27 protein-coding genes are annotated in these 23,968 nt (G+C 70.7%); 14 read left to right on the top strand and 13 right to left on the bottom strand.

The window, feature by feature from the left end; all coding sequences use genetic code 11:
- Window positions 1-8 precede the first annotated feature (8 nt).
- From DY023_RS11020 to DY023_RS11010, 3 genes are all read left to right on the top strand, one after another.
- On the top strand, window positions 9-329 hold the full coding sequence (locus DY023_RS11020) for a cupin domain-containing protein (protein ID WP_116242391.1): 321 nt from the start codon (window positions 9-11) through the stop codon (window positions 327-329).
- Window positions 330-463: 134 nt separating this feature from the next.
- On the top strand, window positions 464-799 hold the full coding sequence (locus DY023_RS11015) for a TraR/DksA family transcriptional regulator (protein WP_116242390.1): 336 nt from the start codon (window positions 464-466) through the stop codon (window positions 797-799).
- Between the two features lie 130 nt (window positions 800-929).
- Window positions 930-1,823, top strand: a complete 894-nt coding sequence (locus DY023_RS11010; protein WP_245958673.1) for a hypothetical protein — start codon at window positions 930-932, stop codon at window positions 1,821-1,823.
- Between the two features lie 140 nt (window positions 1,824-1,963).
- On the opposite strand, the gene DY023_RS11000 is transcribed toward DY023_RS11010, so the two are convergent.
- Both DY023_RS11000 and DY023_RS10995 read right to left on the bottom strand, forming a co-directional pair.
- Complete coding sequence (locus DY023_RS11000; protein ID WP_116242389.1) at window positions 1,964-3,451, bottom strand: multicopper oxidase family protein; 1,488 nt, start codon at window positions 3,449-3,451, stop codon at window positions 1,964-1,966.
- A complete protein-coding gene (locus DY023_RS10995) occupies window positions 3,451-3,855 on the bottom strand; it encodes a hypothetical protein (protein ID WP_116242388.1) in 405 nt (134 codons plus the stop codon). The genes DY023_RS11000 and DY023_RS10995 overlap by 1 nt, the downstream gene beginning before the upstream one ends.
- A 164-nt stretch (window positions 3,856-4,019) precedes the next feature.
- Between DY023_RS10995 and DY023_RS10990 the strand changes: the two genes are divergently transcribed.
- Both DY023_RS10990 and DY023_RS10985 read left to right on the top strand, forming a co-directional pair.
- Window positions 4,020-5,177, top strand: coding sequence for a sensor histidine kinase (locus tag DY023_RS10990; RefSeq protein WP_116242387.1), 1,158 nt, complete (start codon window positions 4,020-4,022; stop codon window positions 5,175-5,177).
- Entirely contained in the window at window positions 5,174-5,854 is a 681-nt protein-coding gene (locus DY023_RS10985; protein ID WP_116242386.1) for a response regulator, read from the top strand. The genes DY023_RS10990 and DY023_RS10985 overlap by 4 nt, the downstream gene beginning before the upstream one ends.
- A 91-nt stretch (window positions 5,855-5,945) precedes the next feature.
- Here the strand turns inward: DY023_RS10985 and gnd are convergent, their stop codons facing one another.
- Window positions 5,946-7,010, bottom strand: coding sequence for a phosphogluconate dehydrogenase (NAD(+)-dependent, decarboxylating) (gene gnd / locus DY023_RS10980; protein WP_116242480.1), 1,065 nt, complete (start codon window positions 7,008-7,010; stop codon window positions 5,946-5,948).
- A 129-nt stretch (window positions 7,011-7,139) separates the two neighbouring features.
- Complete coding sequence (locus tag DY023_RS10975) at window positions 7,140-8,381, bottom strand: alkaline ceramidase (RefSeq protein WP_116242385.1); 1,242 nt, start codon at window positions 8,379-8,381, stop codon at window positions 7,140-7,142.
- 225 nt (window positions 8,382-8,606) lie between these two features.
- On the opposite strand from DY023_RS10975, the gene DY023_RS10970 reads away from it, so the two are divergent.
- The 4 genes from DY023_RS10970 (at window position 8,607) to DY023_RS10955 (ending at window position 10,999) form a co-directional block, all read left to right on the top strand.
- Window positions 8,607-9,551 (top strand): Gfo/Idh/MocA family protein, encoded by a 945-nt coding sequence (locus tag DY023_RS10970; protein ID WP_116242384.1) that lies wholly within the window; start codon window positions 8,607-8,609, stop codon window positions 9,549-9,551.
- A gap of 106 nt (window positions 9,552-9,657) precedes the next feature.
- Complete coding sequence (locus DY023_RS10965; protein WP_116242383.1) at window positions 9,658-10,353, top strand: SGNH/GDSL hydrolase family protein; 696 nt, start codon at window positions 9,658-9,660, stop codon at window positions 10,351-10,353.
- A gap of 104 nt (window positions 10,354-10,457) precedes the next feature.
- Complete coding sequence (locus DY023_RS10960) at window positions 10,458-10,682, top strand: hypothetical protein (protein WP_116242382.1); 225 nt, start codon at window positions 10,458-10,460, stop codon at window positions 10,680-10,682.
- Window positions 10,679-10,999: a type II toxin-antitoxin system PemK/MazF family toxin gene (locus DY023_RS10955; RefSeq protein ID WP_116242381.1), complete on the top strand. Its 321-nt coding sequence runs from the start codon at window positions 10,679-10,681 to the stop codon at window positions 10,997-10,999. The genes DY023_RS10960 and DY023_RS10955 overlap by 4 nt, the downstream gene beginning before the upstream one ends.
- Window positions 11,000-11,092: 93 nt before the next feature.
- On the opposite strand, the gene DY023_RS10950 is transcribed toward DY023_RS10955, so the two are convergent.
- Genes DY023_RS10950 through DY023_RS10935 form a run of 4 tightly spaced genes read right to left on the bottom strand, consistent with a single transcriptional unit; the run spans window position 11,093 to window position 13,447 of the window.
- On the bottom strand, window positions 11,093-11,674 hold the full coding sequence (locus DY023_RS10950) for a DUF305 domain-containing protein (protein ID WP_245958669.1): 582 nt from the start codon (window positions 11,672-11,674) through the stop codon (window positions 11,093-11,095).
- 58 nt (window positions 11,675-11,732) lie between these two features.
- Window positions 11,733-12,167: a DUF6153 family protein gene (locus tag DY023_RS10945; protein WP_147303290.1), complete on the bottom strand. Its 435-nt coding sequence runs from the start codon at window positions 12,165-12,167 to the stop codon at window positions 11,733-11,735.
- 57 nt (window positions 12,168-12,224) lie between these two features.
- Window positions 12,225-12,968 (bottom strand): hypothetical protein, encoded by a 744-nt coding sequence (locus DY023_RS10940; protein ID WP_116242379.1) that lies wholly within the window; start codon window positions 12,966-12,968, stop codon window positions 12,225-12,227.
- 8 nt (window positions 12,969-12,976) lie between these two features.
- Complete coding sequence (locus DY023_RS10935) at window positions 12,977-13,447, bottom strand: MarR family winged helix-turn-helix transcriptional regulator (RefSeq protein WP_116242378.1); 471 nt, start codon at window positions 13,445-13,447, stop codon at window positions 12,977-12,979.
- Between the two features lie 95 nt (window positions 13,448-13,542).
- On the opposite strand from DY023_RS10935, the gene DY023_RS10930 reads away from it, so the two are divergent.
- From DY023_RS10930 to DY023_RS10920, 3 genes are all read left to right on the top strand, one after another.
- Window positions 13,543-15,009, top strand: coding sequence for an MFS transporter (locus DY023_RS10930; protein WP_116242377.1), 1,467 nt, complete (start codon window positions 13,543-13,545; stop codon window positions 15,007-15,009).
- Between the two features lie 217 nt (window positions 15,010-15,226).
- Entirely contained in the window at window positions 15,227-15,586 is a 360-nt protein-coding gene (gene cmtR / locus DY023_RS10925) for a Cd(II)/Pb(II)-sensing metalloregulatory transcriptional regulator CmtR (protein ID WP_116242376.1), read from the top strand.
- The gene (locus tag DY023_RS10920; protein ID WP_116242375.1) at window positions 15,583-16,269 is read left to right on the top strand and encodes a cation diffusion facilitator family transporter; all 687 of its coding nucleotides are present in this window, start codon (window positions 15,583-15,585) and stop codon (window positions 16,267-16,269) included. The genes cmtR and DY023_RS10920 overlap by 4 nt, the downstream gene beginning before the upstream one ends.
- Before the next feature lie 44 nt (window positions 16,270-16,313).
- On the opposite strand, the gene DY023_RS10915 is transcribed toward DY023_RS10920, so the two are convergent.
- The 5 genes from DY023_RS10915 to DY023_RS10895 form a co-directional block, all read right to left on the bottom strand.
- Window positions 16,314-17,768 carry a lipase maturation factor family protein gene (locus DY023_RS10915; protein ID WP_116242374.1) on the bottom strand — a complete coding sequence of 485 codons (1,455 nt, stop codon included), beginning with the start codon at window positions 17,766-17,768 and terminating at the stop codon, window positions 16,314-16,316.
- Between the two features lie 186 nt (window positions 17,769-17,954).
- Window positions 17,955-18,341 (bottom strand): RidA family protein, encoded by a 387-nt coding sequence (locus DY023_RS10910; RefSeq protein WP_116242478.1) that lies wholly within the window; start codon window positions 18,339-18,341, stop codon window positions 17,955-17,957.
- A gap of 35 nt (window positions 18,342-18,376) precedes the next feature.
- Complete coding sequence (locus tag DY023_RS10905) at window positions 18,377-19,108, bottom strand: IclR family transcriptional regulator (RefSeq protein WP_116242373.1); 732 nt, start codon at window positions 19,106-19,108, stop codon at window positions 18,377-18,379.
- Window positions 19,109-19,111: 3 nt separating this feature from the next.
- Window positions 19,112-20,698: an N-acyl-D-amino-acid deacylase family protein gene (locus DY023_RS10900; RefSeq protein WP_116242372.1), complete on the bottom strand. Its 1,587-nt coding sequence runs from the start codon at window positions 20,696-20,698 to the stop codon at window positions 19,112-19,114.
- Window positions 20,699-20,706: 8 nt separating this feature from the next.
- Window positions 20,707-21,960, bottom strand: a complete 1,254-nt coding sequence (locus DY023_RS10895; RefSeq protein WP_116242371.1) for an alanine racemase — start codon at window positions 21,958-21,960, stop codon at window positions 20,707-20,709.
- Window positions 21,961-22,037: 77 nt separating this feature from the next.
- Here DY023_RS10895 and DY023_RS10890 point away from each other — a divergent pair, with 77 nt between their 5' ends.
- Entirely contained in the window at window positions 22,038-22,940 is a 903-nt protein-coding gene (locus tag DY023_RS10890; RefSeq protein ID WP_116242370.1) for a sugar kinase, read from the top strand.
- Between the two features lie 22 nt (window positions 22,941-22,962).
- Entirely contained in the window at window positions 22,963-23,565 is a 603-nt protein-coding gene (locus DY023_RS10885; RefSeq protein ID WP_116242369.1) for a bifunctional 4-hydroxy-2-oxoglutarate aldolase/2-dehydro-3-deoxy-phosphogluconate aldolase, read from the top strand.
- Window positions 23,566-23,968: the final 403 nt, after the last annotated feature.

Raw genomic sequence — 23,968 nt, 5'->3', positions numbered from 1 at the left:
GGCATGCCATGACCATCCAGCCGTTCGACGTCGCGCGCGACGCGAACATCGAGGGCCACCTGATCGGATCGCCGGTCAGCATCATCCGGGAGTACGCGTCCGCGGGCGCGGGTCCCCGCCTGCACCGTCATCCGTACGCCGAGACGTTCGTCATCCACCGCGGCAGAGCGCTGTTCACCGTCGGTGACGAGCAGCTCGTCGGTGTCGGCGGGCAGGTCCTCGTCGTCCCGGCACTGATCGCGCACCGCTTCGAGGTGCTCGACGGCGGCATCTACGAGGCGACCCACATCCACGCGAACGACCGTTTCATCACGGAGTGGCTGGAGTAGGCGCCGGGATCGGCCGCGCCTTCTCGGAGATCTGCGGAATCGCGGAGAGGTCTCGACCAGCCGCTCCGAGATTCTGCAGAGATCCGGAGCGTTGCCGCCGCGCCAGGACACCCCGCCAGCACTAGGATGACGGGATGCCTGATCAGCGCGAGAATCTGCGGCGCCTGCGTGCCGAGGCCGCAGCGCGCGCCGCGTCCGCGGCATCCGCCCTGCAGGCGCTCGTGCACGATCGCGAGGGCTCGAACGACGACGACGAACACGACCCCGAGGGTGTGACGCTGTCGTCGGAATGGTCGCGACTGTCCGGCCTCGCCGACGCGGCCGCGGCCGAACTGCGGCAGGTCGACGACGCACTGGCGCGGCTGGAGGCCGGCACTTACGGCATCTGCACCGGATGCGGGAATCCGATCCCCGCCGCGCGGCTCGAGGTGCGTCCGTTCGCGGACCAGTGCGTGGCGTGTGCCGCTTGAAGGCCCTGCTCGATCGGCTCCGGTCTCATCCGTTGCGGGTCCGCACGGCCCCACACCCGCAGCCGGTGAGACCGGAGCAACAGGCGACAAGGCCGGACACACGGCATGCCGACCGCATTAGGCTGAACGCATCATGGAGTTCTGGCAGGGGTTCTGGGATTGGGCGGGCAACTACTGGTGGCTCGTCTTCCCGCTCATGGGTGTGGCCGGCGGCATCAGCAAGGCGTGGGAGCGCAGCGCCAAGCGCCGGCATGAGCGCCGCCTGGAGACCCTGCGGCTGAAGGGCGAGATCAAGGCGGCACAGATCGCCGCGCGCGGCGGCAAGACCGGTCCGGTGCCGACGAAGAGGCAGCAGGAGAAGAAGCAGGCCGAGAGTCACGCCGACCTGCTCACCCGCCTGTTCGCCGAGCACGACGAGATCACCGCGCGCTGGCTGGACTACGAGCTCGACGTCGCCAAGCTCATCGCCTTCCCCGCCATGAGCGACGGACGGCAACCGCTGACCGCCGCGTTCCTGAGGGCCAAGAAGACCGCAGACGCCCTGCGCCCGGCATCCGCCGATGCGAAGGTGAGCGAGCAGCAGGTCACCGAGTATCTCGACGCGGTCGGCAATTACTCCGTCGCCTTCGAGATCGCCGAGAAGGAGGCCCGGCGCCTGCGTAACTCGACCTTCACCGAGGACGAGCGCAAGCGCCTCGACCGCGCGCAGCAGCTGCTGAAGGTCGCCGTCGACGAGTCGGCCACGCAGGCCGAGCGCAACGTCGCCTACAAGCGCGTGCGCGAGGAGCTCGACGGGCTGATCGTGCTCTCGGAGCAGGCCGTCACCGTGCTCGAGAAGCAGGTCGCGCGCGAGCTGCCCGCGCAGCCGGATGCCACTCCGCAGGCGGCGCCGAAGGCGGAGGCTACCCCGACGCCGCAGCCGGAGTCGGGCCCGGAGCCTGAGCCGGAGCGCATCCCGGTGTCGCAGCCGAAGCCGGCCCCGCCGGCCGACCGGATGCCGCTGCGCGACCCCGAGACGCCCTGACCTCGGCATCCGCGCATCCGGACGCGGATGCGGCCCGCGGATGGCGGACGAAATCGCGCATGGCTGCCGACCTGACGGCGTTTCGCCCGCCATATGCAGATCCGTCCGCCATCTGCGAGGCCGGGGCAAATCAACGGAGGTCAGTGGTGATGGCCCTCCATCTCCGGCATGCCCACCTCGCCCTCCTGCCCTCGCTCGATCACGACGAACTGGCCCATCATGCCCTCGTCCTCGTGCATCAGCATGTGGCAGTGGTACATGTACGGGATGGCCGGATCGGCGTAGTCCTCGAACCGCATCAGCAGCCGGTAGTCGACGTTCGGCTGCAGGTAGATCGTGTCCTTCGGCCCCGCGAGCTCGGGCGGCGGGGCCTTGCCGTCGATGGACAGGATGCGGAACTGCACGTCGTGGATGTGGAAGCTGTGCGGGATCGGCTGGGTGCTCTTCACGTTCCACACCTCGGTGTCGCCGACGTACGCGACCTCGTCGATGCGCGACATGTCCATCTCCTCCCCGTTGATCTCGCGCGTGTTCAGCACGAACTCGCGGGTGACGGATGCCTCGGACTCGTGCACCTCGTCGGCCGCAGCATCCTTCGCCGCCGGCCAGGACGGCTCGGGCGACGGGGTCAGCTTCTCGGCGGCACGGAATTCGATCACGTCGAACTCGTCGTTGCCGCCCGCGGTCTGGGGCACCACGATCCCGCCGAGGTCGGTCTTGAGCGAGCGCAGCCGGACGGTCTCGCCCGGTTCGAACGTCACGACGACCTCGGCCCGTTCGCCCGGCGCGAGTCGCACCCGCTCCTGCGACAGCGGTGCGTCCAGGAACCCTCCGTCGGTGGCGATCAAGGTCATCGGGCGATCCTCGAAGGCGAACGTGTAGGTGCGCGCGGTCGACCCGTTCAGCAGCCGCAGGCGCACGCGCTCGGTGGAGACGTCGGCGTACGGCCCGACCGTGCCGTTGACGAGCACGGTGTCGCCGAGGATGCCCGGCTCCGAACCGTTGCGGTCGTACTCCAGCTCGCCGTCGTCGAACTTCTTGTCCTGCACGATCAGCGGCAGGTCGTCGACGCCGTACTCGTTCGGCAGGGATGCCGCAGCGCTCGCGTCGTCGTCGAGGATGAACATCCCCGCCAGGCCCCGGTAGACGTGCTCCTCGGTCTCGCCGTGCGGATGCGGGTGGTACCAGAGCGTCGACGCCGGCTGGTCGACCGTCCATGACGGCGTCCAGGTCGCGCCGGGTTCGACCATCTGGTGCGGACCGCCATCCATCGCGGCCGGCAGATGCATCCCGTGCCAGTGCACGCTGGTCGGACGGCCGAGCTCGTTGTCGACCTGCACGGCCACCTTCTCGCCGCGCGTGGCGCGGAGGGTGGGCCCGAGGAACGCGCCGTTGAAGCCCCATGTCTCCGATTCGCCGATGCCGGGGAAGTCGGTGATGCCCTTCTGCGCCGTGAGCTGAAAGGTGCGCACGCCGCTTTCGACGGTCGATTCCGCCAGCGGCGGCACGGCCAGTTCGTTGACGAACTCGTGCTCGGTGACCGGCGACGTCGAGATGCCGCAGGCGGTGAGACCGGATGCCGCGAGCAGCAGCGCCACGACAGCCGCGGCCTTCGATGATCGCCGCATCACGCCTCCTTCCGGGGACCGATCATCTTCTGCACGGCGAGCGCGAGCAGCCCGACCAGTGCACCCACGCCGGCATTCATGATCAGGCCCGGGATGAGCCCCCACAGGCTGGCGGTGTCGCCGAACGGCCCGCCGCCGCCGGGAGTGATGCCGGCGAGGACGAGGGCGATGAAGCCGTAGACGAGGCCGGTGATCGTGAGCGTCAGCACGGGGCGGCGCACGCGGCCGAACCCGACCATGCCGACCCACACGGCCGCGGTGACGCCGAGGATCATCAGTGCCCGCGGTGCGCCGTTGCCCACTCCGAGCAGGGTGGTCAGCGGCCACAACAGCGAGAGCGAGGCCAGGCCGAGGATGAGCATCCAGGGCAGTGCAGGGGTTGTGCGAGTGGTGTTGTTCGTCATGACATCCACGCTCCCCGACGGCGACCGACGGCACATCGGCCCGCGGTCGTCTTCTCGCATCGCCTGCAGTCGCGCGGTCTTCCCCGGGATGTCGCCTTGAGGCGACATCCCGCATCGCCCGGCGGCGACTGCGCAGAAGGGGCATCGATTCGTATCCTGAGGGCGTGACCGAAACCGCTGCCGGCAGGACCGGGGTCGACGCGCGTCTCGGCGACGTGGCGCTGGCGCTCGCCGTCGCACTGGTGATCGCCGTGGTGATCGCCGCCGATCCGGACGGCCGCACGTCGTGGGGCGCATACCTGGCTGCGGCCGGCTTCGGGGCGATCCTGCTGCTGCGGCGCCGGTTCCCGCTGGCCGTGCTGGCGGTGTCGATCCTCGGGATCTTCGGCTATTACACGATCGACCTTCCTCCGATCGGCATGGTGCTGCCCGCGGTGGGCGCGCTGTACTCGACGGCCGAGATGAGGCGTCCGTGGTGGGCCGCCATCGGGGCCGCAGTGCTCATCGCCGTGGCATCCGTCTATCGCATGGACGGCACCGAGCCCGATTCCGCGCTGAACGGCTACACGTTCATGACCGAGGTGGCCCTCGCCGCCGCGGCGATCGCGCTCGGCACGGCGGTGCGGCTCACGCGCGAGGCGCGGGAGCGCACCCGGCTGATCGCCCGGCTCACCGCCGCCGAAGAGGCGCACGCCGCCGACGCGCGCCTGCACGAGGAGCGCATGCGCATGGCCCGCGACCTGCACGACACGATCGGCCACACCCTGTCGGTCGCGTCGCTTCACGCCGGCGTGGCGGCGGAAGCCGACGATCCCGAAGCCACGCGCGCCGCGCTCGACGAGGTGCGGGCCGCGACGTCCGAGGCGCTGCGCGAGCTGCGCCGCACGGTGAAGGTGCTGCGCGATGACCGGCAGACAGAGCCGGAACCCGTATTGGGCCTGGCGTCGACGGAGCCGCTGTTCGCCGCCGCACGCGGAGCAGGGTTGCGCGTGGACGCCGTGATCGCGGTCGCGGACCTGCCGAAGGCGGTGGATGCCGCGGCGTACCGCATCGTGCAGGAGTCGCTGACGAACGTGCTCCGCCACGCCGACGCCACGCAGATCGCGGTCTCGGCCACGGCGGACGGTGACGTCCTGGAACTGAGCATCACGGACGACGGCGGCGGTCGGGGATCGAGCGCCACCGGCGAAGGGGGTGCAGGCATCCGCGGGATGCGCGAGCGCGCCGAGATGCTCGGAGGCACTCTGGCCGCGGGACGCTCCGCGACCGGGTTCGTCGTGGACGCGCGGCTGCCGCTGAGCGGCGAGGAGGAGATCGCATGACCGGGCAGATCAGCGTGGTCCTCGTGGACGACCAGGAACTCGTCCGCGCGGGACTGCGCCCGCTCGCGGAGCGCGACGGCGACATCGTCGTGACCGGCGAGGCGCAGGACGGGAGGGCAGGGCTGTCCCGCGTACGCGAACTGCGTCCCGATGTCGTCCTGATGGACATCCGGATGCCGGTGATGGACGGTCTGCAGGCGACCCGCGAGATCGTCGCCGACCCGGCGCTCGACGGCACCCGGGTACTCGTGCTCACGACCTTCGACGAGGACGAGCACGTCTACGAGGCGATCCGTTCGGGTGCGGCCGGATATCTGTTGAAGGATGTCTCACCCGAGGACCTGCGCGCCGCGATCCGCACCGTGTCCGCGGGGGATTCCCTTCTCGATCCCGCGGTGACCGCGACAGTGATGCGTGCCGTCACCTCCGGGACACGGACCGACGACAGCCTGTTGCACGGGCTCACCGAGCGCGAGATCGAGGTGCTCACGCTGATCGGACGCGGCCACACCAACGACGAGATCGCGGCCGAGCTGTACCTCAGCCCCGCGACCGCGCGCACGTACGCCAGCCGGCTGCTCGCGCGTCTGGGCGCCCGCGACCGGGCAGCGCTCGTCGTGCTCGCCTACGAGACGGGTCTGGTGACGCCGGGAACCACCGGGTCCTCCGGGTCCTGAGCGAGGAGCGTGCCGCCCCCGGGCCCTGAGCGAGCGAAGCGAGACGAAGGGCGCCCTTCGTCTCGCTCCGCTCGCTCAGGGTGCGGAAGGGTCAACGAGCCGGCGGGGAATCCGACTTCCGTCCGCCGGCCTCGAGCACGTCGCCGGCGGGCAGCTCCTTGTGACCGCCGAACTGCAGGCGCATCGCCGAGAGCACCTGGTTGGCGAAGTGGTCCTCGTCACGCGAGGCGAACCGCTCGAACAGCGACGCGGCGAGCACCGGAACCGGCACGCCCACGTCGACCGCGGCCTTCACCGTCCACCGGCCCTCACCCGAGTCGGACACCCGCCCGGCCAGGCCCGTCAGCGTCGGGTTCTCGTTCAGCGCGGCGGCGGTCAGGTCGAGCAGCCACGACGACACCACGGATCCGCGGCGCCACAGCTCGGTGACCTTCGCGGTGTCGATCGGGAACTGGTAGAACTCCGGCTCCTCCAGCGGGGCGACCTCTGCGGAGTGCTCGGCCTCGCGCACTCCGGCATCCGCGTTCTCGAGCAGATTGAGGCCCTCGGCGAGCGCGGCCATGATGCCGTACTCGATGCCGTTGTGCACCATCTTCACGAAGTGGCCGGCACCCGACGGGCCGCAGTGCAGGTAGCCCTGCTCCTCGGGCGCGAGCTCGCCGGTGCGTCCCGGCGTGCGCTCGATGTCGCCCGCGCCCGGTGCGATCGTCTTCAGCAGCGGCTCGATGTGGTTCACCGCGGCCTCCGAGCCGCCGACCATCAGACAGTACCCGCGCTCCAGTCCGAACACGCCGCCGCTGGTGCCGGCATCCACGTACTCGATGCCGCGCTCGCGCAGCGCCTTGGCGCGGCGCACGTCGTCGCGGTAGTTCGAGTTGCCGCCGTCGATGATGATGTCGCCGGGTTCGAGCACGGCCGCGACGTCGTCGACGACCTTGCCGGTGAGCGAGGCGGGAACCATCAGCCAGACCACGCGCGGCGTCTGCAGCTTCGCGGCGAAGTCGGCGAGATCGGATGCTCCGGTCGCGCCCTCCGCGGCGAGCGCGGAGACCGCATCCGCGCTGACGTCGTAGACGACGCAGTCGTGCCCGTCGCGCATCAGCCGGCGCACGATGTTGGCGCCCATCCGGCCCAGTCCGATCATTCCGAGTTGCATGGTCTCTCCCTCGTGTCGCTCACGTCCGACTCCATCGTCGTGCACGACCGTCTGCAGAGCAATGATCACCCCGGACGCGGCAGAACTCAGCGCGACGTCGTGTCGGCCCGTGGGTCTCTGCGACCCGGACTATTGGAGCAGCTCGCCCGCCGCGGCGATGACGCGTTCCAGCGACCCGCGCGCGAAGGGCGCCGGCATGCCGTAGTAGCGGTGCGCGTCCGCGACCTCGTAGCCGCCGTGCACGTACTCCGCCTCGTCGGGCAGATAGCCGGCGACGCCGTCACAGTAGCCGAGCACGAGGACCGGTCCGTCGTGCGCGGCGCGCAGACGATCGGATGCCGCGAGGAACGGCTCGCCGGGCAGGCCCACGATCCGCAGGGCGCCGACCGAGATCACCGACACGCGTCCGGTCCATCCGGTGCCGTGCGGGCGGTCCTCCGCCCACCGCAGCCATTCCTCGAGCAATGCCGCCCGGTCGGTTCCGCGGGCGAGCTCGTCGCGCCAGACGCGGGCCTCTGCTGCGATGTCGCCCTCGGACTCCGTCTCGAGTGCGACGGCGGCGGTCGCGAACGCGGCATCCTGCGCTTCGATCCGGCACACCGGCGCGTCCAGCGCCGTCCGAGCCAGGGTCCTGCCGATGCGCTCCGCGTCGGCGAAAGAGTGCCCCTCGCCGCCGGGCACGTACGACGACTCCGGGCTGAAGTCGCCGGGGTTCACATCGCCCGCGGCACCCGTGACGTAGACGCACACGCTGCCGGGGAAGGCCTGCTCGACCTGTTCGCGCAGCGACGCGACGAAGTCACCGCTGATCAGTGTGTTCGCCGCATCCAGCACCACCGGATGGCACGCGTAGGTGACGAGTGTGGCGACGCGACGACCGTCGTGGTCGAAGCCGACGGTCTGCACTGGCGGGTCGATGCGGCGCTCCGGATGCCGGCGATCGCGGGCGACATCCGCGCCGAACGCCTCCGAGAAGCGGGCCGCGCACGGCAGTCTCCGAGCGGCGGCAGCGACGACGGCATCCGGGATCGCAGCGGTGACGGCGGCGCGCACCTCCGGCTGGTCGGCGCCCGCACGTCCCCACCCGACGCAGGGGCCGGAGTGCGTGTGCGTCGCATGCACCACGACCTCGTCGGCGGTCCCGGTGGCGATCGCCGCGGCGCGGGCGACGGCGCAGGTGTCCTCGTGCAGCACGCAGCAGTCCACCGCGACCAGTGCGATCCGCCCGAGCACCAGGGCGCGGACGGTGAGCGGGTCGTGGGTGCCGGTACTGCCCGAGGTGCGGGCGGCGTAGCCGGACATCGCGGTGCCGGCGGGCACGGCCACGGAGCGGACGGCGGCGCCGACCAGCAGCGTCTCCGTCTGCGGCATCCGCGCCCTCCCTCGTTCAGGTCGCAGAATACGTCAGATCGTGGGCGTCGGAGAGACGTGTACGTGCCGCCGGCGCTGCTGCGATCGCAGCTCGTCGCGTCACCCTCTGTGCCGGCGCCACTCCGCGGGAGATCGCCGTCCACGCATGGGAGCTGCTCAGCACATCCCCGGGTCCGAGGCGACCAGAATTGCGACCTGAACGCGGGCGCCGGGCAGGATGAGACCATGACGACGAAGCTGCGGGTCGGACTGATCGGTGCGGGCGGCATCGCCGCGCCGCATGTCGAGGCGCTGCTGGCGCTGAGCGCCGAGGTCCGGATCCTGCGACGCACAGCTGCGACGGCGCTGGCAGAGATGTACGACGTCGAGATCGTCGACGATCTCGACGCGCTGATCGACGCATCCGACGTCGTCGACATCATCAGTCCCACGGCCACGCATCCGGAACTCGCCCTGCGCGCGATCGCGCGCGGCCGGCACGTGATCTGCGAGAAGCCGCTCGCTGCGACGGCCGAGGATGCCGCCGTGATCGTGCGCGCGGCGGCGGATGCCGGCGTGCGGCTGTTTCCCGCGCACGTGGTGCGCTACTTCCCGGACTACCGTGGGATCAAGCAGTGGGTCGGCGACGGGATGATCGGCGACGTCACCGAACTGGTGCTGAGCCGCGTCGGAGCGGGACCGGACGCGGCCTGGTTCTTCGACGAGAACGCCGGAGGCGGCCTCATCCGAGACCTGATGATCCACGACATCGATCAGGCGATCTGGCTCGCCGGACCTGTGGCATCCGTATCAGCAGTCCAGGATCCGCCGTCCTCTGCGGGCGTCCTGCCGCGCGTCGTCACCGCCGACGTCGTGCTCACGCACCGCAGCGGCGCGGTCAGCCGCATCCACGGTGGCTGGCTCGGGCCCGGCACGCCCTTCCGCACCACCATCGAGGTGATCGGCTCGACGGGTCGGCTCCGGCACGACAGTGCCGAGGCCCCGCCCGACGGTTACCTTCCGCCTGCGGACGCCGGCGAGAGTCCGTACCTGACCCAGCTGCGCGACTTCCTGACCGCGCTGGAGGACGGGACGGATGCCCGCATCCTGCCCGCGGACGCAGTCGACGCCGTCACCGTCGTCGATGCCGCCTACCGGTCGCTGGCCACACGCGCGCCCGTCCCCCTCTGAACCTCCGCCGGATGCCTCCGAGAAACGCCTCCCGTCGCGAGAAACACCGTGACGCAGCGTTTCCCATGACCACAGACGTTTCTCACCGACCCGGAAGAATAGCCACATGACCACCGCCGAGAACTCTCGACTGCAGGCCGCACTCACCGCCGACGAGCCCCTGAACTGGGTGATCACCGGCGACTCGATCACCCACGGACTCGTGCACACGCAGGGCGGGCGCACCTACCCCGAGCACCTGCACGAGCTGATCCGCGGCGAGCTGGCCCGCACCCGCGACATCCTGATCAACTCGGCGATCAGTGGACACAAGATCGTGCAGATCCTCGCCGACTTCGACCGCCGTGTGGCGTCCTGGAACCCCGACGTCGTCACCCTGATGATCGGCACCAACGACTGCTCCACCGCGGTGGCGACGCTGGAACCGGCGAAGTTCGGCGCCTCCATCGCCGAGTTCGTCGCCCGTGTGCGCGCTCTGGGCGCGGTGCCCGTGCTGCTGACGCCGCCCTCGGTCGACGTGGCCGCCGCGCCCGAGCGGGCGCGCATCGGCGCGTTTGCGCAGGCGATCCGCGATGTCGCCGCGCGCGACGACGTGCTGCTCGTCGACCAGCACGCCCGCTTCGCCGAGATCGGCCACGGCGGTGTGCCATGGGGGCTGATGAACGACCCCTTCCACCCGAACGCGGCCGGCCACGCACTCCTCGCCCTGGAGCTGGCGAAGGTGCTCGGCATCCGGCCCGAACCGTCGCGCACGCTGCCGCTGTTGCAGGCGCAGGTCGCGGCCGCCTCGCTGAATCCCTGAGAGCCGCCCGCTCTTGGATCGGACTTAGGACCGTGGACTCCGGGCCGCCTTCCGGATCCATCAGGAGCCGCCCAGTGTAATACGGTTCGTATTACACTGGAACCATGGCCACCCTCAACGTCCGGACGGACAGCGCACTCGAGACCGCCCTCAGCGAGCTGGCAGCCGAACACGGCAGCCGCTCCGACGGAGTGCGGTTCGCCGTACTGCACACCTACCGCGAACTGCTGCTGCGTCGCGCGCAAGACGACGCCGAGCGGCTCGCGACCGACGCGGACGACCAGGCCGAGATGCTCGCGATCCAACGGTTCATGGGCGTCGCGGAGTGATCTTCCGCGGCGCGATCTACGAGATCAAAGCGCTGCCCGGCGCCCGCGGTCGGGAACAGCAGGGTGCGCGTCTGGCCGTCATCATCCAGTCCGACGCGTTCGCCTCGAGCACCGTGACCGTCGCCATGACATCGACCTCGGCCGGAAGTGCCGTTTATCGCCCCGAGATAGACGTGGACGGAGTCCGCACCCGCATCCTGACGGATCAGATCTACTCGATCGACGCCGGCCGGCTCGGCACGTTTCGCGGTGGGCTCGAGAGCGCGGAGATCGCGGCGTTGGATCGCGCACTGCTGCTGAAGCTCGGCCTCTTCTGACCCGTCACCTGCACGGGCCGGGGAACGCCCGCACGACTGGATGCCCGGACGCGTCGCGCATCCGTTCCCGTGGCGTGCGGGCGCTCCCGAGCCTCAGCCCGCGAGCAGCCCCCTCATCTCGGCGATCTCGTCGGTCTGCGCGTCGATGATCTTCTGCGCGAGGGCAGTGGCGTCCGGGTTCTTCCCGTTCTCCACCTCGTCCTCCGCCATGTTGACGGCGCCCTCGTGGTGCACGATCATCTGCTCGAGGAACAGCTTCCCGGCATCCGCTCCGGACGCCGCCTCCAGCGCGGCCATGTCGTCGGCGCTCATCATGCCGTCGTCGTGATCCATCGAGTCGTCGGCGGCCGGCACGTCCCAGTCGTCGAGCCAGCCGTTGAGCTGTTCGATCTCGGGGCCCTGCGCCTCCTTGATGCGCGTGGCGAGGTCCGCGACGTCGGGGTCGAGGCCCTCCTTGGCGAGCACGAGATCGCTCATCTCGATCGCCTGCTCGTGGTGGACGATCATCATGCTCGCGAACATCGCATCGGCGTCGTTCGCGACGGCGTCGGATGCCGGCGACTGCGACATCCCCGGCATGTTCTCGTGTCCCGACGGCGTCGGAGTGCACGCGACGAGGGTGCCGAGCGACAGGACGACTGCGCCCGTGATCAGGGCGCGGCGAATGGTGTTCATGGTTCTCCTTCAGTGTTCGATGACGGTGCTTCGGCGCGCGGGCGCGCCAGGGCACAGGTCATCTGCGACTGATGCAGAGAACGTCGAGAGAGGGAGGCTGCGGGGAGGCGGGCACCACGGCGAGCACGCGCAGCAGGGTGCCGGGCGTCGGCAGTCCGCCGCGAAGGGAGGGTGCACGCAGCAGCAGGATGCCGGCGAGCAGTGCGAGCACGCACATCGCGGCCATCATGCCGTCGGCTCCGAAGCCGTGCCCGGTGGGGGTCTGCAGGACGGCGGATGATGCAGCGCTGTGACCGGCCTCTGCGTGCAGAACCCCGGCTTCCGCGGCAACTGTCGGCTGCGCAGCATCCGTCGTCAGCGCGTGGGCGACCGTGGTCTCGGACATGCCGTGATGCTCGGCGGTGCCGTGCAGCCCGAGCACATGCATGCCGAGCAGACCCGCGAGCAGGACGATGACGGCGATCAGCCGTCCTATCCGCATTGAGTACCCCACCTGGGTATCGTAACCGGCAACGACGCGTCACGCATCCGGAACCAGCCGAGGCGCCGGTCAGCGGACGACGGGTCGACCTTTCCTGCGCCGCTGGATCGAAGCCCAGCCACAGCCGGCGAGCGCGAAGACTCCGAGCGTCGTGACGATCATGCCGAAGAGCGCGAACGCGACGGGTGCCAGCCCGTCCGCCGGGCTGGCATCGACGGTACGCCCGCCGACCGTCCACAGCCCGACGAAGATCGGGCCCGATGCGCCCAGCCCTCCGCCGAGGAGCACCGCACCGGTCGCCGTGATCACCGCGCTGACAGCGAGAGTGACGATCGGCCGCGTGCCGGACTTCTCGACACTGACGCCGAAGACACCGATCCCCAGGAATCCGGCGGTGAGCACGACCGCGCACACCATCCATCCGATCCGCGTGAACGGCACCGCACCGGCTGCGTCGAGAACGGCGAAGTACATCACGCCGCCGACCGCCAGCGATGAACTGATGAACACCCACCGGGGCTTGACGCCGAGCATGCCGACGATCCCGGCGGCGGCGAGCAGCGCGGAGATCCCGCCGGTGAGCGCACCTGTCACGATGGCCGTCACCGGATCGGCATCCGGCATCAGCGTCGGCGTCATCACCCAGCCGATGCCGGCGCTGAGAAGCGCCGCGGCGACCAGGATCACGGCGGCCGTCCCGGCCGACATCTTCCATCGAGCCTGTTCACGCTCGCGCTCCTCGCGGTCGCGGCGGCGGATCTGCCGCGCCTTTCGGCGCTGCTGCTGCTCAGCGGTCGACAGCTGCCTGGACATGGCCGCCCTCAGTCCTCGGCTGACGCGTCGGCCGAGGTCGGCGCATTCATCGCGGCGAAGTACCGTGCGACGACCTCGAGCTCGTCGAGAGTGAATCCCGCGTACACCCGATCCATGTGCGCCGACACTTCCGCGTACGGCGATCCCTCGGCGGGCGAACTGATCCGGGCGAGCTGCTCATGATCGACCTGCACCACCACCCGGCGGCGGTCCGCGGGATCGGAGATCCGGCTCACCAGCCCCTGCTTCTCGAGCCGATCGATGACCCGGGTGGTCGTGCTGCTCGGCAGCTCGGTGCGCTGGCCGAGCTCGCCGGCGGTGAGAGGGCGTCCCGCCCGGGCGAGCACACCGAAGGCCTGCAGGTCGACGACGTTCAGGCCCAGAGTGCGGGCGATGCGCTCGTTCCGCAGCACGGCGTCCGCGATCAGCACCTGCATCTCACCGTTGAGGCGACCGATCACCTCGGACCTGCTTGACATCGCGTCCTCCCCTGCCTATTCTCTCCGTTGTGGAATTATCCCGATTCGGAAATATTCCATGAAGGAGACATCCCCAGTCTAAGGAAGGACACCTCATGGGCACCACCACGCGACGAGGGCTTGCCATCGGCATCCTCCTGTTCGCCTCATTCATGGACCTGCTCGACGTGACGATCGTTCAGGTCGCGCTCCCGGCGATCGGCGCCGGACTGAGCGCGGGCCCCACCGCCCTCGAATGGATCGTCTCGGGCTACATCCTCGCGTTCGCCGTCGCCCTCATCACGGGCGGCCGGCTGGGCGACATCTTCGGCCGTAAGAGGCTGTTCCTCATCGGCATCATCGGCTTCACCGCCGCCTCGGCTCTGGCCGCCTCGGCGTGGTCGGGCGAGGCGCTCGTCGCCTCCCGCATCATCCAGGGACTGTTCGCTGCTCTCATGGTGCCGCCGCTGCTCGCGACCATCCAGGCTCTGTACTCGCCGCGTGAACGCGCGCCGATCTACGGCCTGGTCGGCGCGGTCACCGGTCTGGCCGCCGTCATCGGGCCGCTTCTCGGCGGCTGGCTCGTCGACGCGGACATCGCCGGTCTCGGCTGGCGCTCGATCTTCTTCATCAACCTGCCCGTCGGCATCGTCATCGCGGTCCTCGCGGCGCGCTTCGTGCCCGAGACGCGATCCGAGCACCCGCTGCGCACCGACTTCTGGGGCGTGGCGCTGCTCACGGGCACGCTGCTGTGCCTGATGATCCCGCTCATCGAGGGACGCTCGCTCGGCTGGCCGGCGTGGCTGTGGGCGGTCGTCGGCGCCGGGGTCGTGCTGCTGCTCGTGTTCATCGCACACTCCCGCCGTCGGATGGCGCACGACGGCTCCGCTCTGCTGCCGCTGCCGCTGTTCCGCAACCGCGGCTTCTCCGCCGGACTCGTCACGCAGGCGATGTTCCAGGGCGCGATGAACGCGTTCACGCTGCCGTTCCTGCTCTACCTGCAGCTCGCGCTGGGCTTCGACGCCCTGGGCGCCGGTCTGAACCTGCTGGCCTTCAGCGTCGGAGCGATGCTCGGCACCGGTCTGGCGGTGCCCCTCACCGCCAAGCTCGGCAAGGCGCTGATCGCCGCGGGCTGCGTGCTGATGGGCGTCGGCATCTGGTGGACCTACACGGTGCTCGTCGCCGCCGGCGCCGACTTCACCGGCTGGGCGGCTGTCGGCGGCATGCTCACGGCCGGCATCGGCCTGTCACTGATCATCATCCCGCTCGTCGACGTCGCGCTCGCGACCGTGCCGGTGGCGGATGCGGGCGCAGCATCCGGCACGTACAGCACGTTCCAGCAGATCGGCGCGGCCGCCGGCATCGCGGTTTCGACCACGATCTTCTTCGCCCGGATCGGCGACGACTGGAGCCGCGCCTCCATGGTCGACGCGCTGGGCGCCTCGGTCGCGGTCGCGCTGACCGGCCTGGCCATCGCGGCCATCGCGAGCCTGCTGCTGCCCGGCGTGCGCGCGGTGCGCGCGCACCTCGCCGAGGAGAAGGCGCTGGCCGAGGCGGATGCCGCGGAGGTGGTCGCCGCCTGACTCGCGGCCCGCGTACCCGACCGGGACGCCAGGATCCGACGTCCCGGTCGGGGGCTGGCTCCCCGGCATCCGTCCCCACCTTCGGATGCCGGCAGGCGGCGCGCCGGAGAAACGCCGACCGCCCCGGCGCGTCGGCCGACCGCTACGCAGCCGGGCACTCAGCGGCGGCCGGATCGGCACCCCCAGGAAGGGTCAGTATCTGCTGTATGGTCACTACATGCTGACCATTGCTTCGCGAACGGATGCGATGAACCGGCTCGGGCGGGCCATGTCCGACCCGACCCGCTCCCGCGTCCTGCTGTCCCTGCTCGACGGACCGGGATACCCCGCGAAGCTCGCCCGCGAACTCGGGCTCACGCGCACGAACGTGTCGAACCACCTAGCCTGCCTGCGCGGGTGCGGCATCGTGGTGGCGGAAACCGAAGGCCGGCAGACCCGCTACGAGATCGCCGACCCGCACCTCGCCGCGGCGCTGACCGCCCTGGTCGAGGTGACGCTCGCCGTGGACGAGAGCATCCCGTGCATCGACCCCGCGTGCACGGTGCCCGGATGCTGCGACGCGGAGCAGGCGTCATGACGACTGCGGTGCGGACCCCGGCGAGGACCGCGGTGCTGCGACGGCGGATCCGGGTCGTCGTCGCGATCACGATCTCGTGGAACGTCATCGAGGCGATCGTCGCCCTCGTCGCGGGAGGCGCCGCCTCCTCGGCCGCACTGATCGGGTTCGGGCTGGACTCCGTCGTGGAGGTGCTCTCCGCCGCGGCGGTCGCCTGGCAGTTCTCCGCGCCGGATCCCGAGCGGCGCGAGAAGACCGCCCTGCGCGTGATCGCGATCTCGTTCTTCGGACTCGCCGCCTATGTCTCGGTCGACGCGATCCTGTCGCTCGCCGGGCTGCGCGAACCGGAGCACTCCCCGGTCGGCATCGCGATCGCCGCACTGAGCCTGCTGGTGATGCCGTTCCTGTCCTGGTTCGAGCGCCGCACCGGCCGCGAACTCGGTTCGGCGTCCGCGGTCGCGGACTCCAAACAGACCCTGATCTGCACCTACCTGTCGGCTGCTCTTCTCGTCGGCCTCGTCCTCAACAGCCTGCTCGGATGGGCGTGGGCCGACTCGCTCGCCGCGCTCGTCATCGCCGGCTTCGCGATCCGCGAGGGGATCGAGGCGTGGCGCGGCGACGCCTGCTGCGCGGCGCCCGTCGCCGTGCTCACCGGCGAGCGCGAGGCCGACCACTGCGACGACGACTGCTGCCGACCGGACTGATCGACGACCGCGCGACCGAACAGGGCCGCGCGGACCGACGGTTCTCAGTGCCCGATCGGGTGCACCACGATGCGGCGCTGATCACGCATCCAGACGTCACCGCTCTCGCGGTGCTCGGCTCGCGTGGTGAAGCGGTACCGGTACGAGACCGCCCGCACCCAGCGTGGCCTCTGTCCGTTGAACGGATCGCGGGCGAGCAGGCGCAGCGTCGGCGCATCCGCCTCGAGGAGCCGGACCAGGAATACCGTGAACCAGTCGTCCAGCGAGTAGCCGAGCGGCAGGAACCACATCAGCCAGTCCAGCCGCAGGTGGTACGGCGCGAACTGCCGCGGCACGCGGCCCAGCTCACCCGGCTTGCCCTTGAAGGGGTACTCGACCCACTCCGCGGCATCCGGATCCTCGTCGAGCGTGCCCTCGACGACGATCTCGATGCGCTGCTTCGTGACGGTGCCGAACGCCCCGTAGGCGTTCGCGAGCTGCCAGCGGTTGAAGCTCGCGTTCATCAGCTGCCGCCGCGCGAACAGGTTGTGCAGCGACGGCCAGCTGACGGCGACGTAGAGGATGCCGACGGCCGAGGTGATCACCAGCCAGTAGAGCGGGAGCGACCCGTCGACAAGCTCAGGGACCCACGCGCGAGGGATCCCGACGGCGGAGAACGCCAGCACGATCGTCGCCCAGTTCAGCCAGGCGAAGTTGCCTGTGATCACCAGCCAGCACTGCGTGGCGATGACGATCGCCGCGGCGACCGTCCCGACGATGAGCGGCCAGGGTCCGGGCACCCACAGCGACAGAATCGGCGCGAACAGGAAGAACGGCACCACCAGCTGCGCGAAGTGGTTGCCGAGCACCTCGCCCTTGTGGAACCAGCGCGGCAGCAGGTGCGCCTGTCTGCTCAGCGGACCGGGCATCGGCTGGGTCTCGTGGTGGAAGGTGAGCGCGGTGAGGTCGCGCCACTCGCGCCCGCCGCGGATCTTGATCATCCCCGCGCCGAACTCGAGCCGGAACACCAGCCACCAGAACAGCACGATCACCACCGTCGGCGGCGGCTGGTCGCCCGAGCCCAGGAACGCGGCGAGGAATCCGGCCTCGAGCAGCAGCATCTCCCAGCCGAAGCCGTAGAAGGTCTGCCCGATGCTGACGATCGACATGTACCCGAGCCAGAGCAGCAGGAAGGCGATCATGGGCACCCACGGCGGGCCGAGCTGCGGAATGCCCGCGACGAGGAGCACCGCGAGCACGATGCCCGTCCAGCACAGTGCGACGAGACGCCGATCCGTGTACTCCACGTAGCGGAACAGCGTGGGGCGCAGCATCCGCCGGCGGCCCTTCGACGACCGCGCCCAGCGCAGCAGTTCGGGCGCCGGCAGCAGCCCGCGCTCGCCGAGCAGCGGGCGGAACTGGTTCAGCGTCGAGATGAACGCGACGAGGTACAGCGCCGCGATGCCGCGCTGCAGCACCTCGCGCGCGAGCCAGAAGTCGGGGGCCGCGAACCCGTCCATGCCTTCAGGCTACGCCGGAGTTCACCCCACGGGTCCTGAGCGAGCGAGGTACGAGCGAGCGCCGTACTGAGCGAGCGCAGCGAGTCGAAGTGACGGAGGGCGCCCTTCGTCTCGCTCCGCTCGCTCAGGACCCGCGCACGGCGCCCCGGCCCGCATCACGCGGTCCGGGGCGCCGTCGGCTGAGCGTCAGGCCTGGGGCAGCGCCGCGACCACGTCGATCTCGACGAGGATGTTCGCCAGCTGCGAGCCCACCGTGGTGCGCACGGGGTACGGAGCCGTGAAGAACTCCTCGTACGCGGCGTTGAACTCGGCGAAGTCGGCGAGGTCCTGCAGGTGCACGGTCGACTTGACCACGTCGTCCATGGTCAGGCCGTGCACGGCGAGCACCTTCTGGATGTTGCGCAGCACCTGGCGGGTCTGGTCACCCACGTTGTCGGCGATGGCGTGGTCGTTCGCGGCGTCCTGCGGGCCGAAGCCTGCGGTGTACAGGAATCCGTTCGCGACGACCCCGTGGCTGTAGGGGCCTGCGGGGGTGGGGGCGCCTTCGGCGTAGAAACCGGTCTTGTTCGGCATGGTGTTCTCCTTCTTCTCGGTTCGGTGGGTTCGGTTCATCCCAGCTGGTGGGAGATCTCTGCGGCGGCCTCGCGCAGCACGGGCACGCGCTGCTCGAGCTGCTCACGGCTCTGGGCGACGCGCAGCGCCGTGAGCGACAGCGCTCCGACGACGCCGGCCGACGTCACGATGGGTACCGCCACGCATCCCACGAAGTCCTCGAACTCCGCGTCGTCGAATGCATATCCGCGGCGGGCGGTGAGCGCGAGGTCGGCGTCGAGGGCTGCGCGGCTGGTCAGGGTGTTCGCCGTGTGCGGGTGCCAGTCGCAGTCCGCGAGCAGTGCGTCACGGCGATCCACGGGAAGCTCGGCCAGTACGGCCTTGCCGATGCCGCTGCAGTAGGGAAGCACGGCGGCGCCGACCCGGGAGTACATCCGCACACCCGCGGCATCCTCGACCTTGTCGACGTAGACGATCTCGTCGCCGATCAACGCGCCCACGTGCACGGTGTTGCCGACGATGCGGTGCAGCCGGCGCACCTGCGCGAAGGCCGCACCGCGCAGGTCGAGCTGCTCGAGCGCGGCGCCGCCCAGCACGGCGAGCTGCATGCCGACGGCGTAGCGGCCGTCGGCCTGCTTGCGCACGAATCCGACCTGCTCCAGGCTCTGCAGCTCGCGGAACATCGTGGTGCGGTGGATGCCGAACTCGGCGGCCAGTTCCGCCGCCGAAGAGGGCTCGGCGGCGAGGGACGCCAGAACGGCGGCGGCACGGGTGACGCTCTGCGACATCGGTCAGTCACCTCCCCGGCGCAGGCCCCTGCCGGGAGCCGCCCCGGTCGGCTCGCCGCCGGCGAGCACGCGGACGCCGGCGACGAACACGTCGTCGATGCCGGTCGCGAGCTCGCGCGGATTCTCGTAGGTGGCTCCGTCGGCCACGGTCTCGGGATCGACGAGCAGCACGTCGGCGACCGCGCCCGCCTCGATCACGCCGCGCCGGCCGAGGCCGAAGCGCTGCGCCGGTCGCGCGGACAGGTGCGCCACGGCATCCGCCCATGACCAGGTGCCGAGTTCGCGCACGAACTCGCGCAGGTACCGGGCGAACGAGCCCGCCGCACGCGGATGCGGATGCTTGCCGATGAAGATGCCGTCCGACCCGCCGAGGTGACCGGGGTGGGCGAAGATGCGCGCCAGTTCGGTCGCCGGGCGCGGGTTGTGCACCGCCATGACGGCGCTGCTCTCCATGCGCGACGCCGCGAGCAGGTCGAGCGCGAAGTCCATCGGGTCGGCGCCGGCGCGGGCGGATGCCTCGCGCAGGGTCAGTCCGTGCGCCCAGTCGTGCTCGGATGCCGCGATGTGCGCAAGCGTGATCATGTCGGGCCAGTCGGGGCCGAGGCTGGGGCTGTTCGACGCGCGCTGGACGCACATCGCGCGCAGCGCCTCGCGGCCGGCGGCATCGGTGAGGCGGGCGACGGCCTCGTCGACGGTCAGAGCCGACACCTCGGGCGGCAGCAGCGGCATACCCAGCAGCGTGCAGCCGCGGATGTAGGGGTACGCGTCGAAGGTCGCGTCGACGCCCTCGGCGGCGAGCGTGTCCACCTGGGTGAGCACGATGTCGGCGTCGGCGTGCAGGTGCGAGACGTGCACGGGCAGCGGAGCGCCGGCATCCGCTGCGGCGAGCCGTGAGATCTCAGCCATCTCGGTGATGCCCGCGGCGGTGTTGTTCTCGTACCCGCCGCGCATGTGACTCACGTACACGCCGCCGGCTGCGGCGACGGGCACGCAGAGCGCGGCGATCTCGTCGGCGTCCTGGAAGATGCCCGGCACGTAGTCGAGGCCGGTCGACAGGCCCAGCGCGCCCTCCGACATTCCCTGCGCCACGAGATCGGCCATCTGCGCGCGCTCGTCGGCGGATGCCGGGCCGCTGCGACGACCGCAGACCTCGAAGCGCACGGTGCCCGCCGGCACCAGGTAGCCGGCGTTCAGCGGGGATGCCCCGTCGACGGAAGCCAGCAGCGCGGCGACTCCGCCGCCGCGGTAGGCCGGGTGCGGTCCGTTGATCGCGGCGAAGTACTCGCTCGCGTAGGCGCCGTCGCCGGGTGCGTACGAGATGCCGTCCTGCCCGCCGATGATGGTGGTGACGCCCTGTCGCAGCAGCGCGGTCGTCACGTCGGCGTCGCGGAGCAGACCGTCGGCGTGGGAGTGCGCATCGATGAACCCGGGCAGGATCAGCCTGCCCGTCGCGTCGACCACGACGTCATCGGGCAGCGCGGAGACGTCGCCGACCTCGGCGATCGTCGCACCGACGATAGCGACGTCGGCGCGCACCGGGCCGGATGGCGTGACCACCGAACCACCGCGGAGAACTGTACGACCGGACATCATGCTCCTCAGAAGTACGTGCGGACGAGGCCGGTGACCACGCCGGAGTCGTGGGAGTCGATCACGGGCAGCACGCGCCACTTGTCGAAGGCGGTGCACGGATGCGAGAGGCCGAACCGCACCACGGACCCGATCTCGAGCGGCTCGGCGGGGCGCACGTACGAATGCTGATCGTTCATGGCGGAGACGCTCGCGTGGAGCGGATGCCAGGGACCTGCGAGATCGCCGGCCGCAGCGCGCGGGATGGGCAGGCCCTCGTCGTAGGGGAAGTCGCGCTTGCCGGCATCCGCCAGTGCGAGACCCGGCTCGGGACTCGAGACGATGCGGGCGATGCCGTGCATCGCGTTCACGAAGTGCGGGCCCTCGCCGCTGCCGCCCTCGTCGAACGGCGAGATGCCGCGGTAGAACCCGTCGTCGTGCACGATGTAGGCGCCGGAGCGCAGCACGAAGCGGGTACGTCCGTCGCGCTCGGCGCCAGCCCACACGTCGGCGACGATCTCGAAGTAGGCGCTGCCCCCGGCGGTGACGTAGACGTCTCCGTCGCCGTAGAGCGGCGAGATCGCGCGGTGCAGCGCGAGCTGCGCCTCGAGGTAGGAGCGCACGGCCGCGATCCCCGCCTCGGAGCGGTCGTGCGCGAGGCTGCCCTCGTAGCCGGCGACGCCGGCGAGGCGAAGGACGTCGGATGCCGCGATCCGCTCCGCCACCGCCACGGCCTCGTCGTGCGACCGTGCACCGGTGCGGCCACCCTCTGCGCCGAGCTCGACGCACACGTCGACCGGCCGCGGCAGGTCGACCGCGCGCAGGCCACGCTCCATCGCATCCACCGTGGCGACCGAGTCGGCCCAGCACACGAACCGGAACCCGGGGTCGGCCAGCTCGCCGGCGAGCCAGCCGAGCGAACGTGCGTCGACCGCCGAGTTGGCGAGCATGATCGAGTCGAGGCCGAGGTCGCGGCCGGTGCGCACCTGTCCCATGGTCGCGAGAGTGACGCCGAGGGCACCGGCGTCCAGCTGACGCTGCCACAGCTCCGGGGCCATCGTGGTCTTGCCGTGCGGCATGATCTCCAGCCCGCGCTCCGCGCACCACGCGGCCATGGTCGCCACGTTCGCCCGCATGGCCGCATCGTCGAGCACGATCAGCGGGGTCCAGAACTCGTCGAGGCGCGGCTTCGTCGCGAGGAAGGCGGATGCCGTCATGCCGATCGCACGCTCCGGGATGCCCTTGTCGCGCTCCGTCAGCAGCTCGTCATTCAGATCGCTCATCTCACACCTTCCTCTACGTGTGCATATGCTGCAACAGTGGTTGCAATGTGCGCACACCCGGTCTCATCATGGTAACCATGTCCGACGCATCCGCACCACGCCTCATCGCCATCGGCGAGACCATGGCCCTCGTCGCCCCTGCCCATGCGGAGCCGCTGTCCACCGCCCAGGAGGTGCGCCTGCTCATCGGCGGCGCCGAGTCGAACGTCGCCATCCACGCCGCGCAGCTCGGCGTGCCGACCGCGTGGGTCAGCGCTGTCGGCGACGACGCGCTCGGCGTGCGCGTGCGCGACGAGGTCGCCCGCCACGGCGTCGACGTGAGCAGGGTCAGCGACGACCCGAATGCGCCTACCGGCGTCTACTTCAAAGACCCCGGGCACGGCGTGCTCTACTACCGCCGCGGGTCCGCGGCCTCGAAGATGAGCCCGGCGACCGTCGCCGACGTGCCTCTCGAGCAGGCCGAGATCGTGCACGTCTCGGGCATCACCCCGGCGCTCTCCGCTTCCTGCGCCGCTCTCATCGACGCCGTCATCGACCGCGTCGGCAGCGGATCCGGCATCCTGAGCTTCGATGTGAACCACCGGGCCGCCCTCTGGGAGCCCGGCGCCGCCGCTCCCGCGCTGCTCGCGCTCGCGCGACGGGCGGACATCGTCTTCGTCGGCCTCGACGAGGCCGACGGCCTGTGGGGCACCGCCGATGCGGATGCCGTGCGCGCACTGCTCCCCGAGCCGGAGCTGCTCGTCGTCAAGGACGGCGACATCGGCGCGACCGAGTTCCACCTCGGCGAGGGCGGCGACGCGCGCACCTTCGTCCCGGCGATCAGGACCGAGGTGGTCGAGGCGGTCGGCGCCGGCGACGCCTTCGCCGCGGGCTACCTGGTGGCCCGGCTGAACGGCGCGGATGCCGCAGAGCGGCTGACCGCCGGCCACCGCCGTGCGCACCTCGTGCTGCAGTCCACCGGCGACCTTCTGCCCGACTGAGCCAAGCGAAAGGCCATAGACCATGACCGACAACTCCGCATTCGACGAGATCTTCCGCGACGTCCCGCTGATGGCGATCCTGCGCGGCATGGGCGTCGAGCGCACCCTCGCCACCGCCACCCGCGCTTGGGACCTCGGCATCACGGCCGTCGAGGTGCCCGTGCAGACGCCGACCGACGTCGAGGCCCTGCGGGTACTCGCCGAGGCCGCCCGCGAGCGCGGGCTGACCGTCGGGGCCGGCACGGTGGTGTCGCGCGAGCACGTGCGCCAGGCCGCCGAGGCGGGCGCCGCGTTCACCGTGAGCCCGGGCTTCGACGTCGATGTCGTGCGCGCCTCGCACGAGGCCGGGCTGCCCGCACTGCCCGGCGTCTCCACCGCAACCGAGGTGCAGCACGCACTGGGCGAGGGGCTGACCTGGCTCAAGGCGTTCCCGGCATCGCTGCTCGGCACGGGCTGGTTCCCCGCGATGCGCGGACCGTTCCCGCAGGCGAAGTTCGTCGCCACGGGCGGCATGGACTCCGGGAACGCCCGGGCGTACCTGGACGCCGGCGTGCGGGTCGTCGCCGTCGGCTCTGCGCTGGAGGACGAGTCGCAGCTGCCTGCGCTGGCCGCGCTGCTCGACTGACGGGCGATACGCCCCGGCTGCGTGCTCAGCTGCGGATGCCGGAGACGACTCGCCGCAGCATCCGGCGTCACGACCCGCGTGTCGCGGCGACCGTCCGAAGTTCGGCACACAGAGCGCGATCGACCACGCGCCGACCCTGCGGCGGCCACCCGCGTACTCAACTGCGGACGCCGCACACGACACGCCGCCGCATCCACAGCCACAGCCGGCATGTCGCGGCGCCCGTCCGCAGTCGGGCACACGCGGTGCGACCGACTATTCCCCGGCTTCGTGCTCAACTTCGGATGCCGGAGACGACACGCCGCCGCATCCGCGACTACGACCCGCGTGTCGCGGCGACCGTCCGAAGCCGGGCACGGGAGCAGCCCCGGATGCGATTCCGCATCCGGGGCTGCTCCGCGCT

The organism is Microbacterium bovistercoris, from assembly GCF_003387575.1.
Taxonomy (GTDB): Bacteria; Actinomycetota; Actinomycetes; order Actinomycetales; family Microbacteriaceae; genus Microbacterium; species Microbacterium bovistercoris.
This window is presented reverse-complemented; position numbering and strand designations above follow the sequence as displayed.